19 protein-coding genes are annotated in these 17,628 nt (G+C 39.2%); 12 read left to right on the forward strand and 7 right to left on the reverse strand.

Features of this window, described 5'->3' with window-relative positions; translation table 11 throughout:
* Positions 1-5 precede the first annotated feature (5 nt).
* From J5A74_06865 to thrS, 5 genes are all read left to right on the forward strand, one after another.
* Positions 6-1,157: a glycine reductase gene (locus J5A74_06865; GenBank protein ID QUI95116.1), complete on the forward strand. Its 1,152-nt coding sequence runs from the start codon at positions 6-8 to the stop codon at positions 1,155-1,157.
* Positions 1,158-1,236: 79 nt separating this feature from the next.
* Positions 1,237-2,274: a selenide, water dikinase SelD gene (gene selD, locus J5A74_06870; GenBank protein ID QUI95117.1), complete on the forward strand. Its 1,038-nt coding sequence runs from the start codon at positions 1,237-1,239 to the stop codon at positions 2,272-2,274.
* A gap of 11 nt (positions 2,275-2,285) precedes the next feature.
* On the forward strand, positions 2,286-3,683 hold the full coding sequence (gene selA, locus J5A74_06875; protein ID QUI95118.1) for an L-seryl-tRNA(Sec) selenium transferase: 1,398 nt from the start codon (positions 2,286-2,288) through the stop codon (positions 3,681-3,683).
* Positions 3,680-5,587, forward strand: coding sequence for a selenocysteine-specific translation elongation factor (gene selB, locus J5A74_06880; protein QUI95119.1), 1,908 nt, complete (start codon positions 3,680-3,682; stop codon positions 5,585-5,587). Before selA ends, selB begins: the two co-directional genes overlap by 4 nt.
* An 81-nt stretch (positions 5,588-5,668) precedes the next feature.
* Positions 5,669-7,456 (forward strand): threonine--tRNA ligase, encoded by a 1,788-nt coding sequence (gene thrS, locus J5A74_06885; GenBank protein ID QUI95120.1) that lies wholly within the window; start codon positions 5,669-5,671, stop codon positions 7,454-7,456.
* Positions 7,457-7,625: 169 nt separating this feature from the next.
* Here thrS and J5A74_06890 read toward each other — a convergent pair whose 3' ends face one another.
* Positions 7,626-7,889, reverse strand: coding sequence for a transposase (locus J5A74_06890; protein QUI95121.1), 264 nt, complete (start codon positions 7,887-7,889; stop codon positions 7,626-7,628).
* Complete coding sequence (locus J5A74_06895; protein QUI95122.1) at positions 7,890-8,222, reverse strand: transposase; 333 nt, start codon at positions 8,220-8,222, stop codon at positions 7,890-7,892.
* A 254-nt stretch (positions 8,223-8,476) separates the two neighbouring features.
* On the opposite strand from J5A74_06895, the gene J5A74_06900 reads away from it, so the two are divergent.
* Positions 8,477-8,743 (forward strand): type II toxin-antitoxin system RelB/DinJ family antitoxin, encoded by a 267-nt coding sequence (locus J5A74_06900; protein ID QUI95123.1) that lies wholly within the window; start codon positions 8,477-8,479, stop codon positions 8,741-8,743.
* A complete protein-coding gene (locus J5A74_06905) occupies positions 8,743-9,003 on the forward strand; it encodes a Txe/YoeB family addiction module toxin (protein ID QUI95124.1) in 261 nt (86 codons plus the stop codon). Before J5A74_06900 ends, J5A74_06905 begins: the two co-directional genes overlap by 1 nt.
* A gap of 152 nt (positions 9,004-9,155) precedes the next feature.
* On the opposite strand, the gene J5A74_06910 is transcribed toward J5A74_06905, so the two are convergent.
* The 5 genes from J5A74_06910 to J5A74_06930 all read right to left on the reverse strand — a co-directional run bounded on the left by J5A74_06910 (position 9,156) and on the right by J5A74_06930 (position 12,469).
* A complete protein-coding gene (locus J5A74_06910; protein ID QUI95125.1) occupies positions 9,156-9,638 on the reverse strand; it encodes a hypothetical protein in 483 nt (160 codons plus the stop codon).
* 286 nt (positions 9,639-9,924) lie between these two features.
* Entirely contained in the window at positions 9,925-11,259 is a 1,335-nt protein-coding gene (locus J5A74_06915) for an IS200/IS605 family element transposase accessory protein TnpB (protein QUI95126.1), read from the reverse strand.
* 14 nt (positions 11,260-11,273) lie between these two features.
* Positions 11,274-11,438 (reverse strand): hypothetical protein, encoded by a 165-nt coding sequence (locus tag J5A74_06920; protein QUI95127.1) that lies wholly within the window; start codon positions 11,436-11,438, stop codon positions 11,274-11,276.
* The gene (locus tag J5A74_06925) at positions 11,422-11,685 is read right to left on the reverse strand and encodes a recombinase family protein (GenBank protein QUI95128.1); all 264 of its coding nucleotides are present in this window, start codon (positions 11,683-11,685) and stop codon (positions 11,422-11,424) included. Before J5A74_06925 ends, J5A74_06920 begins: the two co-directional genes overlap by 17 nt.
* Before the next feature lie 52 nt (positions 11,686-11,737).
* Entirely contained in the window at positions 11,738-12,469 is a 732-nt protein-coding gene (locus J5A74_06930; protein ID QUI95129.1) for an SDR family oxidoreductase, read from the reverse strand.
* A 232-nt stretch (positions 12,470-12,701) separates the two neighbouring features.
* Between J5A74_06930 and J5A74_06935 the strand changes: the two genes are divergently transcribed.
* From J5A74_06935 to J5A74_06955, 5 genes are all read left to right on the forward strand, one after another.
* Positions 12,702-13,667 carry a C40 family peptidase gene (locus J5A74_06935; GenBank protein QUI95130.1) on the forward strand — a complete coding sequence of 322 codons (966 nt, stop codon included), beginning with the start codon at positions 12,702-12,704 and terminating at the stop codon, positions 13,665-13,667.
* Between the two features lie 189 nt (positions 13,668-13,856).
* Positions 13,857-14,327: a ribonuclease gene (locus tag J5A74_06940; protein ID QUI96849.1), complete on the forward strand. Its 471-nt coding sequence runs from the start codon at positions 13,857-13,859 to the stop codon at positions 14,325-14,327.
* 10 nt (positions 14,328-14,337) lie between these two features.
* Positions 14,338-14,619 carry a barstar family protein gene (locus J5A74_06945; protein ID QUI95131.1) on the forward strand — a complete coding sequence of 94 codons (282 nt, stop codon included), beginning with the start codon at positions 14,338-14,340 and terminating at the stop codon, positions 14,617-14,619.
* Positions 14,620-14,627: 8 nt separating this feature from the next.
* A complete protein-coding gene (gene recJ / locus J5A74_06950; GenBank protein ID QUI95132.1) occupies positions 14,628-16,334 on the forward strand; it encodes a single-stranded-DNA-specific exonuclease RecJ in 1,707 nt (568 codons plus the stop codon).
* A gap of 42 nt (positions 16,335-16,376) precedes the next feature.
* Positions 16,377-17,627, forward strand: coding sequence for a serine hydroxymethyltransferase (locus J5A74_06955; GenBank protein ID QUI95133.1), 1,251 nt, complete (start codon positions 16,377-16,379; stop codon positions 17,625-17,627).
* Position 17,628 lies beyond the last annotated feature (1 nt).

Here is a 17,628-nt window from a genome sequence, read left to right on the forward strand (position 1 = left end):
AAGTTATGGTAAATACAGTCGAAAAAATGATTGCCAATACTTTTCTGACCATGGCAAAGGGACTAGAAAGTGGAAGCTTTGGGGAGCGTCCAAAGATTGCTGTGACAGGTATGGGCAGTGAGCACGGCGAAGAAAATGTAATGGAAGCAGCAAAAAAAGCAGCAAAAGCTGGAATTGATGTCTATTACATTGGCAGTCTGAGTGCCGAGGGCGTGAACACAGTTTTTGTGGCTGATGACGAAGAAGGTCACAAGAAAATGGAGAGTATGCTAGAGAATGGCGAGGTAGATGGTGCAGTTACTATGCATTTTCCATTTCCGATTGGGGTATCTACAGTCGGTAGATCCATTACCCCAGCAAAAGCAAAGGAAATGTTTATTGCCAATACTACGGGCACATCAAGTACTGACCGAGTGGAAGCAATGATTAAGAATACTATCTATGGCGTTATTACAGCAAAAGCCTGTGGAAATCCAACTCCTAGCGTGGGCATTCTCAATGTCGATGGAGCAAGACAGACAGAAAAAGCACTAAAAAAGCTGGTAGAAGGCGGGTATGAACTACATTTTGCTCAGTCTTCAAGGGCAGATGGTGGCTGTGTAATGCGTGGAAATGACATCTTGCAGGCAAGTGCTGATGTGATGGTTATGGATTCCTTGACAGGAAATGTGATGAGCAAAATGCTTTCTTCCTTTACTACAGGTGGAAGTTTTGAGGCAACAGGTTATGGCTATGGGCCTGGTATTGGAGAAAATTACAACAAGTTGGTGATGATTGTATCCAGAGCATCAGGAGCACCTGTGATTTACAATGCCATTTGTTATGCAGCAGAGCTTGTCAAAGGCAAGGTCTTTGAAGTGGCTAAGGCAGAGTTTGAAAGTGCAAATAGAGCGGGATTAAAGACAATTTTAGAGGAAATTAAGGGAGCATCAAAGCCAAGCTCTAGTGAAGAGGTAAAGCCACCAAAGAAGGAAATTGTAACTGCGGCCATTGCAGGAATTGAAGTGATGGACTTAGAGGATGCGGTCAAAGTGTTGTGGAAACAGGGCATCTATGCAGAAAGTGGAATGGGTTGTACAGGGCCAATTATTCTTGTGTCTGAGGCAAATTGTGAAAAAGCGATAGAAGAATTGAAAAAAGCAGGATATGTAAGTTAATTTATGGTATAATGCCAAGGGGGAGTTCTGGTGAAGGCACCGGAACTCCTATTTCGTATTAAAGATTGGGAGGAATGATATGGCAGTGAAATTGACCCAGATGAGTAAAACTTCTGGTTGAGCAGCAAAAATAGGTCCTGAGACCCTTGCCCAGGTTCTGGGTAAGTTACCAAAATTTGAAGACAATAATTTAATGGTTGGCATCGACACCGCAGATGATGCAGCCGTATATCAATTATCAGATGAAATTGCCATGATTCAGACGGTGGATTTCTTTACACCGATTGTAGATGACCCCTATACATTTGGAGAAATCGCAGCAGCCAATGCGTTGAGTGATGTCTATGCGATGGGCGGAGTTCCCAAAGTTGCACTCAATATTGTCGGTTTCCCAAATTGCCTAGATATTTCTGTATTGGGAGAAATTATGGCAGGTGGAGCAGCCAAGGTAAAGGAATCTGGTGCAGTTTTAGTTGGTGGTCATTCGGTTCAAAATGACCAACCTCTGTATGGACTATGTGTGTCGGGCATTGTTCATCCGAAGAAGGTATTGAAAAATTATGGTGCAAAACCAGGGGATGCCTTGATTTTAACCAAGCAGATTGGAAGTGGAATTATTAATACAGCTTTAAAGGGAGGAATTGCAGAACAATCCTCTATTGATGAGGCAGTAACCGTAATGAAATCACTCAATCGAAAGGGCAAGGAAGTGATGGACCATTTTGATGTGCACGCTTGCACAGATATTACAGGATTTGGTCTTTTGGGCCATTGTGTAGAGATGGCCGAAGCAAGTAAGGTAACTTTTGATTTAAATGTCCGTCGAGTTCCTTATATTTTTGGGGCAGAAGATTTTGCCAAAATGGGTGTGATTCCAGAGGGAACCTACAATAATCGAAGATATTCTATGAACAAAGTGGATGCTAGTGGTGTAGAAGAATTTTATCTTGATTTACTCTATGATCCACAGTCTTCGGGTGGGCTCTTGTACAGTGTAAGTGAGAGCGATGTGCCAGCAGTTCTTTCAGAATTTTCAAAGGCAGGAATGGACACTACGGTGGCAGTGATTGGTTATGTGTCGGAAAAGGGAGATAAATTAATTAGATTACATAGGTAAAGAGGGGAATAATGGATAAAAATAAGTTATATCGAAATATTCCAAAAGTAGATCTTTTGTTGGCAAAAGAAGAAATTCAAGAAGCGGTCAAAAATTATGGTCATAAGATTGTGATGGAGGCGATTCGAAAGGAGCTGGCTGCATTGCGAAATGCTATTGCTATTTGTAATGATGCAGAAGAGCTGAAGAAAAAGAGCGATGGCTTGGTGGAAAATATTTGTCTACGTGTGAGAAAGATGCATAGATTTCATGTGCAAAAAGTAATTAATGCGACGGGTACAATCTTACACACAAATTTGGGCAGGGCCCCAATGGATGTAGGGCATGCCAAGCATTTAGTGGATGTTGTCAGTGGGTATTCTAATCTTGAATATAATTTAAAAGAGGGCGTGCGTGGAGAGCGCTATGCTCATTTTGAGGAACTTCTTTGCAAAATTACAGGGGCAGAGGCCGCTATGGCAGTAAACAATAATGCTGCAGCAGTCATGCTTGTTCTCAATGCGATGGCCAAGGGGGGAGAAGTGATTGTTTCCAGAGGAGAACTCGTCGAAATTGGTGGAAAATTTCGCATTCCCGATGTGATGGAGGCAAGTGGAGCAAAACTGGTAGAGGTGGGAACGACCAATAAGACGCATCTTTTTGATTATGAGGAGGCCATTACACCTGATACCAAAGCTTTATTAAAGGTTCACACAAGCAATTATCGGATTGTGGGATTTACAGAGAGTGTATCTTCTGCTCAGCTTTGTCCAATGGCAAAAGAAAGAGAAATTCCAGTCATTGAAGATCTTGGCAGTGGAAGTTTGGTTGATTTGAGCCGATTTGGACTAAACTATGAGCCTACAGTGCAAGAGGTAGTGGCCTCGGGTGTGGATGTGGTGACTTTTAGTGGGGATAAACTTCTTGGCGGACCACAAGCTGGAATTATTGTGGGAAAGAAAAAGTACATCGACAGGATGAAGAAGAATCAATTGACCAGGGCACTGCGCATTGATAAATTTACAGTGACTGCCCTAGAGGAAGTTTTGATCGAATATTTGGATGTGGAAAATGCAATTCAAAAGATTCCTGTTTTATCTATGATTTCGGCAACGCCAGAAGAAATGAAAGAAAAGGCAGAAATATTGGCAAACAGACTAGAAAATTTGCCAATAGATGTTCGTGTGCTTGAATGTGAATCACAAATTGGTGGTGGTTCATTTCCTATGGAAAGATTAAAAAGTTTTGCTGTCTGCATACGAGCAGATCATATGTCTGTTGTAGACCTTGAATTGGCACTTCGCAGGGGAGAGGTTCCTGTGATTGTTCGCACAGCCGAGGATATGCTGTGGCTTGATGTGAGAACAATTTTTAGTGATGAATTTGATCTTGTAGTCAGAATGCTGAGGGAGGCATTGGAAGGCGAATGAAAAACATCATTATTGGAACGGCAGGACACATTGACCACGGAAAGACAACTTTAATTCGTGCATTGACGGGAAGAAATACAGACCGCCTAAAAGAAGAAAAAGAGCGAGGAATTACGATTGAACTTGGCTTTACTTGGTTTGATATGAAAGATGGAACTCGGTGTGGAATTATTGATGTGCCAGGGCATGAAAAGTTTATCAACAACATGGTTGCTGGTGTTGTGGGAATGGATTTAGTCTTGCTTGTTGTGGCGGCGGATGAGGGCATTATGCCACAGACAAGAGAGCATTTGGATATATTGGAACTTTTGGGCATTGAAAATGTAATTTTGGTTATCAATAAATGTGATCTTGTTGATGCAGAGTGGCTGGAAATGGTCGAGGAAGAAATAAAAGAGGAGTTAAAGGGCACTATTGTTGAAAATGCACCTGTAGTTAAAGTTTCTTCCGCAACTGGGGAGGGCATTGAGGCACTCAAGGATGAGATTGCGAAGATGCAAAAGGAGCTGTCCAAAGAAAAGGATGAAAATGGAATTGCAAGACTTCCTATTGACCGAGTATTTTCACTCACAGGATTTGGCACAGTGGTGACAGGAACTTTGCTTTCTGGAAAAATTCAAAAGGGAGAGAGCTTTTGCATCTATCCCAGTCAAAAAGAGTGCAAGGTAAGAAATATTCAAGTGCATGAAAAAGACCAAGATCGCTGTAGTGCAGGGCAGAGAGTGGCCTTAAATCTTGTGGGCGTAAAGAAGGAAGATTTACACAGGGGAGCAGTCATTGCCCCACAGGGGAGCATGAAAAATACGGATCGAATTGATGTGCGAATGAGCGTATTAAAAGACAGTAGCCGAACACTCACGAATCGAGAACGATTACATCTATTTACAGGGACAAGTGAAGTTTTATGTAGAGCTGTGCTATTAGACCAAGAAGAAATTGCACCAGGGCAGAGTGGATTTTGCCAATTATTGCTTGAAGAGGAAATTGTAGTCAAGCGAGGAGATCACTTTATTGTTCGCTTTTATTCCCCACTAGAAACAGTGGGGGGCGGTGTTATTCTTGAGCCAAATCCAAAGAAGAAAAAGCGTTTTCACGAGGATGTTATTGAGGAATTAGAGCAAAAGGAATCGGGGTCTTTGGCCGATGTCTGTGCATTGCACATTCAGAGTGAAATGTTAATGACCTTGACAAAGCTCACACAATTGATGTCTCACTCTAAGGAAGAAATTTTACCTTATCTGGAGGAACTGGAACAAGAAGGAAAAATTATCAAGATAGATATGAAGCGAGAAATTTATTATTGGCACATAGTCAATAAGTCTGCTTTTGAGGAAGAATTAAAGGTAAGACTTTTAAAGTATCACCAGAATTATCCTTATCGCTTTGGAATGAAAAAGGCCGAGGTATACCATAGCTTAATGAAACAGATAAAACCTAATGTCTTTGAGGAGTGCCTTCTTTTGTTGGTCAAGGAAAAGTTTATTCGCCTTGTCGATGAATTTGTCTGTCTCAATGAATTTAAAATAGTAAAGGATCAAACTTATATCAAGGTAGAATGCACGGTTTTGGATGCTTTGAAGGTGGCAGGTTATGACTTAATAAAATACACAGAGATTTCGGGGCTACATGAAAAGGAAGAAGTGGTGTTAGATATCTTCCGTTTGATGAGCTATGAAAAGAAATTGGTGCGTCTTTCGGATGAGATCTACACATTGAAGAGTTTGATTGATGACTTGCACGAAAAAATAGAAGAATATTTTGAAAAGAATGAGGTCTTGACGATTGCTCAAGTGCGTGATATGTGCAATACAAGCAGAAAATGTGCAAAAATTCTTATTGAATATTTTGATGAACAAAAGTTTACCCAAAAGGTCGGTGCAGAGACCGAAAGAGTGCATTACTAGGCATTATAGGTGATAGTTTACTTGACAGATGAAATGGTGAGTGTTACCATAATTTGAGCAATAGACTAGGGAGAGTATATTATGGAAAGAGAAGAGTTTTTAAAGGTATATCGTCACTCCATGGCCCATATCCTTGCCAAGGCAGTGATTGAAATTTTTGGAAAAGACAATGTGCAATATGCCATTGGCCCAGAGATTGCCGATGGTATGTATTACGATTTCTTGTTGCCAAGAGGAATTTCAGAAGATGATTTTCAGGCGATTGAAGATAAGATGCGTGAGATTATCAAGCGTCGAGAAGATTGGACAGTGGCACAGGTATCAAAGGAAGAGGCCTTAAGTATTTTTAAGGATCAGAAGTTTAAGGTTGAATTGATCAATGATATGCCAGAGGATGAAATTATTACTACCTATAAGACAGGGGATGATTTTATTGATTTGTGTAGAGGACCACATATTGCCAATTCACAGGAATTGATGAATGTGGCTTTTCAGATTAAGTCAGTTTCAGGATCTTATTGGAAGGGCGATGAGCACAGAGATCAATTGCAAAGAATTTATGTGTATGTGTTCCCAGATAAGAAACAATTGAAGGAGCACTTACAACTAATTAAGGAAGCAATGGAAAGAGACCACAAGAAACTGGGGCCACAGCTTGACTTATTTATGTTTGATGAGACTGCACCAGGTATGCCATATTGGTTGCCAAGAGGTTGGAAGGTGTTTAATACTTTGCTTGATTGGTGGAGATGTATTCATGAGGTTCATGGATATCAGGAGATTTCTGCACCAATTATCAATAGCAAAAAGCTCTGGTTAATCAGTGGTCACTGGGCACATTATGTCAATAATATGTTTATTGTTCCAGGTAAGGATGGAGATATCCAAGCTGAGGATACAAGAGCGGCAAAGCCAATGAACTGCCCAAATGCGATGATGACCTATAAGAGAAAGGTTCACTCCTATCGAGACCTTCCTATTCGATATTCAGAGACCGATGTGGTGCACAGAAGAGAAAAGACGGGGCAGTTAAATGGTCTCTTTAGGGTGCAGATGTTTAGACAGGACGATGATCATACTTTTGTTATGGAAAGCCAAATTGAAAATGAGATTGATGATATTCTTTCCATTGCAGATAAAATTTATTCTACTCTTGGCTTGACTTACCGAGCAGAACTTTCCACAAGACCAGATGACTTTATGGGAGATATTGAACTTTGGAATGAAGCAGAGGCTTCATTGAAAAAGATTCTTGACAAAAAGTATGGAGAGGGCAACTATGAAATCAATGAGGGCGATGGTGCATTCTATGGACCAAAAATTGATTTGCAGATTAAGGATGCTCTTGGAAGAGAATGGCAGTGTGGTACAGTTCAGCTAGATTTCCAGTTGCCAAGAAACTTTGGCTTGACTTATACTGCAAGTGACAACACAGAGAAAATTCCAGTTGTTCTTCACCGTGCAATTTTTGGATCTTTGGAGAGATTTATTGGCATTTTGATTGAGAACTTTAAGGGAGCGTTTCCATTCTGGCTCTCACCATATCAAGTGGGTATTGTTCCAATTCATGAAGAGCACAATGAGTATGCGAAGAAGGTGGCTGATAAGTTGGTTTCAAATCGAATCCGCATTGAGGCAGATTACTCCGACAAGAATATGAAGGAGAAGATCAAGTACTTTAAGACCTACAAGACACCATATACGATTGTTCTCGGTGACAAGGAAGCAGAGAATGAGACGGTCTCTATTAATATGAGAGGTTCAAATAAGCAGATCAATAATGTTCCATTAAAGGATTTTATTGAGATGTGCAATTATATGAATAGGGAGCACACTTTGGATTTAGTTGACCATGTGATTGAGGAATAAGGAATTGGGAAAATAAAGGTTCTTTGTCAAATATTGGGGTGGGTTGATTTTTAACCCACTCTTTTTGAAGGAATTGCATAGTTTTTGCTAACAGATCTATGGAATACTCTATATCTGTTTTGTTTAGGTATATTTTTGCACCACAAAAAAACCTCGTCCCCAGTTCTTTTTAAGCCATAGCCATTAAAATTCTGTTTCTAAAATATTTAAAGTTTCGTACGCCATAAGATATTCTTTTCAGCACCTTTATCTTATAGTTATTTCTAAATGCGGTTATTGCTGCTCTGAATTCTTCAATTCCTGAATTTTCTACCTCACGGAGCCATTCACTAAACAAAGTTCTTTGCTTTGAATAGGAGTTTTCATCAAGAATATCAACGAATAACTCTTTAATAAAATGTGCTTTTCTTAAATCTTCTGAATATTCAAGCATTCATTCAAGTGCCACTCGGTTATCGTTCGATAGCTTTGCTTTTCTCTTTGTAATTAAGCTCTTACTTCGTTTGTAGTACTTCCTAAGAGAAGGCAACATTCTTTTTTGAATTCTCTTTCGTACATTTTCAAGAGCCCAATAGACTTGTCTGACGAAATGATACCGATTAATAACGATCTTTGCATTGGGAAAATATATCCTAGCCAAGTCGATGAAGGTTTTATTCATGTCACAAGAAAAGTATTGGACTTTCATACGTTTATATTGATCAAGCGATTTAAAATAGTCGACCAGACAAGTTCCTTTTCTGGAATAGAGTACATCGAATATCATATGAACACCTCCTCTAAGTGTAGTTGTGATGAACTGGGGACTTGGAGGTTTTTTTATTTATAATAATAAAAAATGTTGAGATTAGCAATTGCCAACCCCAACATTAATTATAGAGCCTATTTAAGTTATTGCTATTATGTTGTATGAATATATGAAATGTGGAAATACTACAAATGATAAAGAAAAATTAAAGAAATTTTCTTGACTTTTTCTTTTCTATTGCATATACTATAAGCAAGAAAGGAGTGTTGTATATGTCACAGACAGTTAATGTTAATTTCAAGTTGGATGCAGATGTAAAAAAGAGCATGGAACAGGCGTGTTCTGAATTAGGTCTTTCCATGAGTGCGGCGTTCACTGTGTTTGCTAAAAAAGTAGGCAGAGAAAAGCGTATTCCTTTTGAGGTGTCGGTAGACCCGTTTTATTCTGATAGCAATATCCGTTATTTGGAAAATATCGTGCGTGATATTAAGGACGGTAAAGCCCATTTCGCAGAGCATGACTTGATAGAGTTGGACTAATGAGGTTGCTATGGGAAGATAGAGCGTGGAGTGATTATCTGTACTGGCAGACGCAGGATAAGAAAACATTGAAAAGAATTAACGGACTTATCAAGGATATTCAGAGAAGCACCTTTGAAGGTATCGGGAAGCCTGAACCGCTAAAGGAAAATCTAAGCGGTATGTGGAGCAGGCGTATTGATGATACCAATAGGATTGTTTATTATGAAAAAGACGAGATAATCTATATCGTTTCATGCAAAGGACATTATGAAGATTGAAAGGGGGACGGGCAACCACCCTCTTTTTTTACTCACGGTGAGTAAAAAAAGTCCTTGACTATTGGTGGGAATACCAACACTTCTTAAAGGGAACAGCCAAAGAGCGAGACAAAAATGAATGATTTTATCATGGTGATAGAAGAAAGCAGGGCTTATGCCCTGTTTTCTTGCTTTCTTAAAAATAGATTTTCTTGCTCAATCAAGATGTTGAATAGTTTTAATTCTTTTTCCGATATATTATATATATCTATTGAAAAACCACCATTTATACTTATGAGAGATTTTTCAGCATCTCCAAAAATAATTTGAACAGAAGATACATCATTGATTATTACATGAGAAATGAGTTTATCCAATTCTGTGAGTGGTATATTTCGTATATCTTCCCCAACAGGATATAATGATATGAAATTATTATCACTTTGATCGGGAAATTCAGTCAAATATATTTGTGCAGGATAATAACCAAGAATTTTCACTATAATTCGGACAATTTTTTTTGAAAAATCTTTGATATAAGTGGTGTAGAAGAATTCTTCGATTTCAAAATAATTAGAACCGTTCATTTTTTCAGGAAGAAAATCTACGTAGTAACAATCCGTGGTTTCTTGTAACTGGTCTATAAGTGTGAACATAGTTATAAAAATCACTCCTATACATTTATTTACCTAATACCTTACCATTTTCATCAAGGGAAGCTACCGTAACTAAAAATAGTGAAAATTCAGAAGTCGTATTCTTAGATTAGTTTTAGGGTTTTTCAACCAAAGGTTCTACGGTTAACCTCATCCACCATACCTCATGCTATTTCGATATAACACCAATACAATAGCACTTATTGGCATCGCTTCTAAATTGATAACCATATAGGGAAATGCGGACTTGTCTTGCAGTTCTACATCTGTCTATGGTCATTTTTTCTTAGACTTTATCTCTAAAGCCTTGTCCACGTCGTGCAATAACAAATGAAGCTCCGACATGAGTATTTAGCTTCATTTGCGGACAGTATTTATTTTTAGCAATCCAACTTGTCCATGCGGGATTGACTTTATTGAGATAAACATTGTTGCGATAAGTAATGGATTCCATTGTTTCAACGAACTGACGGTAAGCTAACGAGTGTATCATTTCATTATACTTCTTCCCATACTTGGATTCTGTTTTAGCTTTCGTACGCTTAAAATTAAGGTCCTCAATCGTCACATCTTTGCCAGTAGTTAAAGCAAGTTTAACAATATCGTTGGCGATAGCTTGTAAGTCAGACTTTGTAGCATGTCCTTGTTGAAACCTGTATGGTAAGAATTGGTTTTGAATCATGTGTCCAAACGCATTCGTTTCGGTTAAGGTCACAAACCCCTTATTAAAATCAAGACCAATGACACCATGAGTGCTGCGAGTCATTATATCAGTACCCTCTTGTTGGATTTCAAAGGTGCAATAGAGATAGTATCGTCCATAACGCTTGATAATCTTATACGAAAGAGGACTATTCTTTTGTTCTAAAATGGAAATAATCTCTTGTTTATGATGATTAAAATATACTTTCCCAAAAGCGTATTTATCATTCCCTTGAGTCGTCTTGAAACCACCAAAGTCCTTACGGAGCTTAATATTGAACTGGTTATTAAGTTTGTTATAGTTCAACTGTAAGAGTTGATTACCAGAGGTTTCCGTTTTTGTTCCAACAAATGACATCTGATTATCACGACGTTCAATGAACCCGGCGTAATCTTTATTTAATAAGTTTTTCGTACCAAAACAAATTTTGACTTGACCTGATTCTAGTTGGTAATCGAGATTACTTAGCTTCTGTTTCATGCGATTGAGCTTGTTTTTCTTAGCAACCAGCTTTCGTTTGAGATTACGATGTTTGGTTAGATTGACAAACAAACCAGCTCGTAACATCGCACAGTTATCGTCATGTTGTTCTTGCAATTGAGGGATAACTTTTGTCTCAAAATAATCAATCTTATGTTCAAGAACCTGTTTTTCGTGTCGTTTCAACTCAATTAAAGCACTCAATCGTCCTTGTGCATCAGATATAATAGAATTAGCAGTACGCTTAGTAATACTGTATTGATTTTGTAAATATGTGTTATAAGCTGACTTATTAAAATTGTCTGTATGCTTAATGTGTTGAAAGGTTTTTCTCATAGCGTGAGCGTAAGTCGCACGAGAATTTTCAACATATTCAATAATTTGAGAATTGTTCTTATCGTGTAGTTGAGTTACAACTGTAAACTTACGTTTTTGCATGAATGAGTGCCTTTCTATTCCATAATATCGTCTAAATTAAGATGATCAGCTAGTTTTACCTTTTGATTATCTTTACCTACAAGAGTTAGATAATGTTCTAAGAACAAACGTTCAACTTGTTCTTTCCCTAACCATTCCTCTAGTTCCTTTAGCGTCATTTCTTTATGATTTTGGGTCATTGCTTTGTCCTTTCTTATTTTCCTGTTTACCTTTTGACCGCATACCATAGAGCTTGCCTGAAAACGATGCGATAAGTGACATCATATCGTTCATAAGCTCCTGTTCGACAGACATTGTTTCCGTTTGTTGTTTGACAATAACGATTTCGACACCTTTAGCATTAAACATGGTTTCGAGATAATGAAAACCGAAACGAGTTAAACGGTCACGATAGGTTACAAATACACGATTTACTTCATCATTCATAACCATTTTAAGTAACTGTTGTAATTTCTTACATTTATCATTCAAACGCCTTTTAGATCCATCCGCCATCCATTTGAATGACTTGACCAGTGAGATAAGTTCCCTTGTAGCCAAGGTGATAGACAAAATCGGCCACTTCCTCTGGAAGACCGAGGCGACCTGCAGGAATTTCTTCTGTGAGAGATGTAATTTCTTGATCGCTAAAGCAAGAATTCATATCTGTATCAATGGCACCACAGGCAATGGCATTGACTTGAATATTGCTTGGAGCTAATTCTTTGGCCAGAGCTTTTGTAAAGGAATTGATCGCTCCCTTTGTTGCAGAATAGGCCACTTCACAGGAGGCACCACATACGCCCCAAACAGAGGAAATATTGATAATTTTTCCATGATTTTCCTTGAGCATGAGAGGGATTGCCAGCTTGGAGCAGTGAAATACACTGGTTAAATTGTTATTGATCATATGATTCCATTCATCTTCCGACATATCCTGCAATAGACCGATGTAGGAGATGCCAGCATTGTTGACAAGAACATCAAGGCTTTGCCAAGTGGATTGAATTTTGGAAAAGAGTTTCTGACAATCATCTACCTTGCCCATATCTCCAACATAGGCAAGGCATTCGACATGGTGGCTTTCAATTTCTTTTTGGACATCGAGCAGTTTTTCTTTATTGTGGATGCAGTTGATAGCAACATTATATCCCTTTTGTGCAAACTTTAGGGCAATGGCTCGACCAATTCCTCGAGATGCCCCCGTAACTAAAATACTCTTTTTACGCATAATTGCCTCCAAATGTAGTCATTTGTCTGTAGCATACAGGATATTGTAACAAAGTACAAGTACAAAAAGTAATAAAAATGTCATTTTTAAGTATGAAAAATGTCAGTTTTTTGAAATTGAAGTATTTTTATTGTAACTATATTATTGTTTTGTTATACTAAGTAGGCTAATGAGATGGACTTGAAAATAATAAAAAAGATGGAAGATAGAGAGAAATTGGAGGTAGTAATTCATGCAAAATAAGTTATGGACAGCAGGGGCATCGGCTATTTTAACCGCTGCACTGGCCTTTACGTCCTATGGAGCCGGAGATAAGAGTCTTCCGGATGCAGTTGTAGTAGGAGAGGCACCAGGATCAGACAGTAATAGTGACAGTGGGAATAATATAAGAATTACAGGAAAGACAACAGCGACAAAGAAAAATACAACTCAATCAGAAGGTTCTGGACCATCTGTGGAATCGGTAACACAAAATAAAGCAATTATGGTGACATTGGATGCACAGCCAGAGGTAATTAAGGCGGATGCAGCACCAGAAGAATCAGAGGTTCACATTGTAGAAGACAGTGTGCAAACAAATAATAATAATGATAATGATAATGCAACAGTAGAGGCAGTGCCTTCCACTGTTGAGGAGACAGAGACAGCGCCACCGTCAACGACAGCAGCTCCTAAACAGACAACCGCAGTACAGGGACCATCTGCTGCAAAGAAGACCACAAAGCCTGAGGTTGGACCTGGCGTAAAGAAGGAAACCCCTGCACCAACAACGGCAGCGTCGACAACAGCACCTGCGGCCACAGCAAAATCGTCTGCTGATGGCAAGGACTACGATGCACTGCGTCAGGATATTGTCAATTATGCAAAGCAATTTATTGGTATTCCTTATGTATGGGGAGGAACTAGCTTGACAAAGGGTGTGGATTGTTCTGGTTATACCATGCAGATTTATGCACATTTTGGAATTAATACAGGTAGAACATCGAGAACACAGGCGGTAACCGGACGCCAGATTCCAATTAGTGATGTAAAGCCAGGAGATTTGTTATTCTATGCGACAAGGGGAAGAATTGACCATGTTACAATGTACATTGGAAATGGAAAATTAGCCAATGCCAGCTCAAAAAAAACAGGTGTGATTATCTCCGATATCTCTTATCGACAGCCAGTGAAAGCGGTGAGATTTCTTCCAGATTAAAATAAAGAAATACTAAAAGCAGGCGCATTTGCGTCTGTTTCTTCTATATATAGGGGGAGTTTGAAAATATAAATTGGAGAGGTGATACTTGTGAAAAGTAAAGGTTGGTTATCTAAACTTTTTCGTTGGCCATTATTTTCATTTGTTCTTGTAGCCTTGTTGCTAACAGCTTGTGCAATACAGGGACAAATGCCAAGTCAAAAGTCAATGCCTGATGTTTATATCACATCACAGGAAGTGTCAACGGATGTGACGACGCCAGATGTGATGACACAGAAAAGATCGAGTGATTCTTCTGGGCAGAAGAAAAAGTTGGCAATAGAGGCGAGTGGTCACTACACGAGCAAAGAAGATGTGGCACTCTATATTCATACCTATAAAAAATTGCCACAAAATTATATTACAAAACAGAAGGCTCAAGAAAAGGGATGGGATTCCAAGGCTGGAAACTTAGATAAGGTTTTGCCAGGAATGAGCATTGGCGGAAGTGCATTTGGAAATTATGAGGGACAACTGCCAAAGGCTAAGGGCAGAAAGTATTATGAATGTGATATTGACTATACAGGGGGATATCGCAATGAAAAGCGTTTGATCTATTCCAATGATGGTCTTGTTTTTTATACTCAAGATCACTACAAGACTTTTGAACAGTTATATTAGGAGGAGAGAGATGAAAAAGGTGATTGTGGATTTGCATGGAAAAAATAGTGCAGAAAAAATTCATGAGCAATTGGCAAAATGTTTGGATTTTCCTCCACACTATGGAAAAAACTTAGATGCCCTCTATGATTGTTTGACTGAGATTAGTAGAGACACATGCATTGGTCTTTTTTATGATCCAAATGCAAAAAATGCAGAATATATTGAGAAGATATTGTGCGTGTGCTATGATGCAGAGGAGGAAAATGAGCATATTGCGATTATTTCTTCTCAACTTAGTGACAATGTATAGAGGTAGAGATGGAAAGTAGATGGATGTTATATACAAAGCGAGCTGATTTTCAAAAAATTTCAGCTCGCTTTTTGATTTCTCCAGTGACCGCCAGAGTGATGGTCAATCGAGATATTCAAGAAAAAGATATGGAAAAATATTTGCATGCAAAATTGGAAGATTTGCATGATGCAAAGAAATTGAAAGATGGAGATAGAGCAGTAGAAATTATTGCTAGGGCAATTGAGCAAAAAAAGAAGATTCGTGTGGTGGGAGATTATGATATTGATGGCGTGTGTGCTAGTTATATTCTAGTTACAGGATTGCACCGCATTGGTGCACAGGTAGATTGTGATATACCAGATCGAATCAAGGATGGTTATGGCATTAATGCACAAATTATTGAAAAGGCAGCAGCGGATGGGATTGCTCTCATTATTACTTGTGACAATGGAATTGCTGCATTTGAAGCTATGGAATATGCTCATCAAATGGGAATAGATGTCATTATTACTGACCATCACGAAGTATTTAAGGAGGAAGGCAAGGATAGATTGCCATTGGCTAAGGCCATTATCAATCCAAAGCAAGCAGATTGCCATTATCCTTTTGATGGCATTTGTGGTGCCGTGGTGGCATGGAAATTGGTGGAACTTTTCTATCGCTTTTTTGATGTATCCTATGAGGAATGGAAGTTATTACTTTCTGTTGCTGCGATTGCGACGGTGGGTGATGTGATGCAATTAAAAGATGAAAATCGCATTATTGTGCGATATGGATTGCGAGCATTGGAAAAAACAAAAAATTTGGGACTTCGTGCACTCTTGCAGGTGTGTGAACTAGAAAATAAGGAGCTCACAGCCTATCATATTGGATTTATTATTGGACCTTGTCTCAATGCAAGTGGAAGATTAAAGACAGCAAAGCTAGCTCTTGAACTGTTGATGAGTAAGGATATGGAGACAGCAAAGCAAAGGGCTATGGAGTTAAAAAGGTTAAATGATGAGCGTAAGGATATGACACAGCAGGGGGTAGATCAGGCCATTGAAATCGTAGAAGCTGCACCTGAGGAAAAGGTGCTCGTGGTTTATTTGAGTGATTGTCATGAGTCACTTGCAGGGATTATTGCGGGAAGACTCAGGGAAAGATATCAAAGGCCAGCAATTGTCTTGACGGATGCACAGGAAGAGGGAATGCTCAAGGGCTCTGGTCGCTCCATTGGGGCATATCCTATGTTTGAAAAACTCTGTGAAGCAGATGGATTTTTAAAAAAATATGGTGGTCATCCAATGGCAGCGGGGTTGAGCTTAAAAAAGGAAAATGTGGAAGCCTTTCGCCGATTTTTAAATGAGCATTCTAAACTTGTAGAAAGTGATTTTGTCAAAGAAGTTTGGATTGATGTTGCCATGCCCTTTGGCTATATTTCAGAGGACTTAGTTGCACAACTTGCACAACTTGCTCCCTTTGGACAGGGCAATGAAAGTCCAACTTTTGCACAAAAAGATGTGGAAATTTTGAATGCAAGAGTGCTTGGAAAAGACCACAATGTTGTTCGACTTTCCTTAAAAGATAGTGCGGGCACAAGAATGGAAGGACTAGTGTTTACAGATGGTGATGCATTTATAGAAGAAGCAAAAAGATTCATCGATATCATCTATGCTCCACAGGTCAATGAGTATATGGGGCAGAGAACATTGCAGGTGGTAATTAGAGACTGGAAATTCAAATCAAAATAGGCTATACTGTTAGCGATATAATTATTTAGGAGGTTTGAAATTATGGTGAATCAGGTTATGGAATTCATTGCACAATATGATCCAGAAGTCGGAAAGGCAATTCAAGCAGAGTGCGCAAGACAGAGAAGAAATTTAGAGCTGATTGCGTCAGAGAATATTGTGTCTGAGCCAGTGATGATGGCTATGGGCACGGTATTGACCAATAAGTATGCGGAGGGCTATCCAGGAAAGCGATATTATGGTGGCTGTGAAGATGTCGACGTGGTGGAGAGTATTGCAATCGAAAGAGCAAAGAAATTGTTTGGAGCAGACTATGCCAATGTGCAGCCACATTCAGGGGCACAGGCCAATATGGCGGTATTCTTGGCAATGTTAGAGCCAGGTGATATGGTGATGAGCATGAGCCTTGACCAAGGCGGACATCTTTCTCATGGTTCACCAGTAAATTTTTCTGGAAGATATTTTAAGATTGTGTCATATGGTGTTGACCCAGCAACAGGATATATTGACTACGACAAGATGGAAGAAATTGCCATGGAGTGCAAGCCAAAACTATTGATTTCTGGTGCAAGTGCCTATGCGAGAAAGATTGACTTTAAGAGAATTCGAGAAATTTGCGACAAGTGTGGGGCCTATATGATGGTCGATATTGCTCACATTGCAGGACTTGTGGCTGCAGGTGTTCATGAGAGCCCAATGCCTTATGCCGATGTGGTGACAACAACGACACATAAGACATTGCGTGGACCAAGAGGTGGTTTGATTTTGGCTAATCAGGCTGCAGCGGATAAGTTTAATTTTAATAAGGCGGTATTTCCTGGAATTCAGGGTGGTCCACTTGAACATGTGATTGCAGCAAAGGCCGTGTGCTTTGGAGAGGCACTAAAGCCGGAGTTTGTTGAGTATCAAAAGCAGGTGGCAAAGAATGCCAATGCCCTTGCAAAGGCGATGATTGCCCAGGGATTTAAGATCGTTTCTGGTGGAACAGACAATCATTTGATGCTTCTTGATTTAACAGGATTAGATGTGACAGGAAAGGAATTACAAAGAAGATGTGATGAAGTCTATATCACATTAAACAAGAATACAATTCCAAATGACCCACAGAGTCCATTTGTGACCAGTGGTGTTCGCATTGGTACACCAGCGATTACATCAAGGGGATTAAAGGAAGAAGATATGCCAAAGATTGCTGAGCTTGTATGGCTTGCCGCAACTGATTTTGAGGCAAAGGCAGATTATATTCGTGAGGAAGTAACAAAGCTTTGCGACAAATATCCAATTTATCAATAGG

Source organism: Lachnospiraceae bacterium oral taxon 096 (assembly GCA_018141845.1).
In the GTDB taxonomy this organism is placed as follows: Bacteria; Bacillota; Clostridia; order Lachnospirales; family Lachnospiraceae; genus F0428.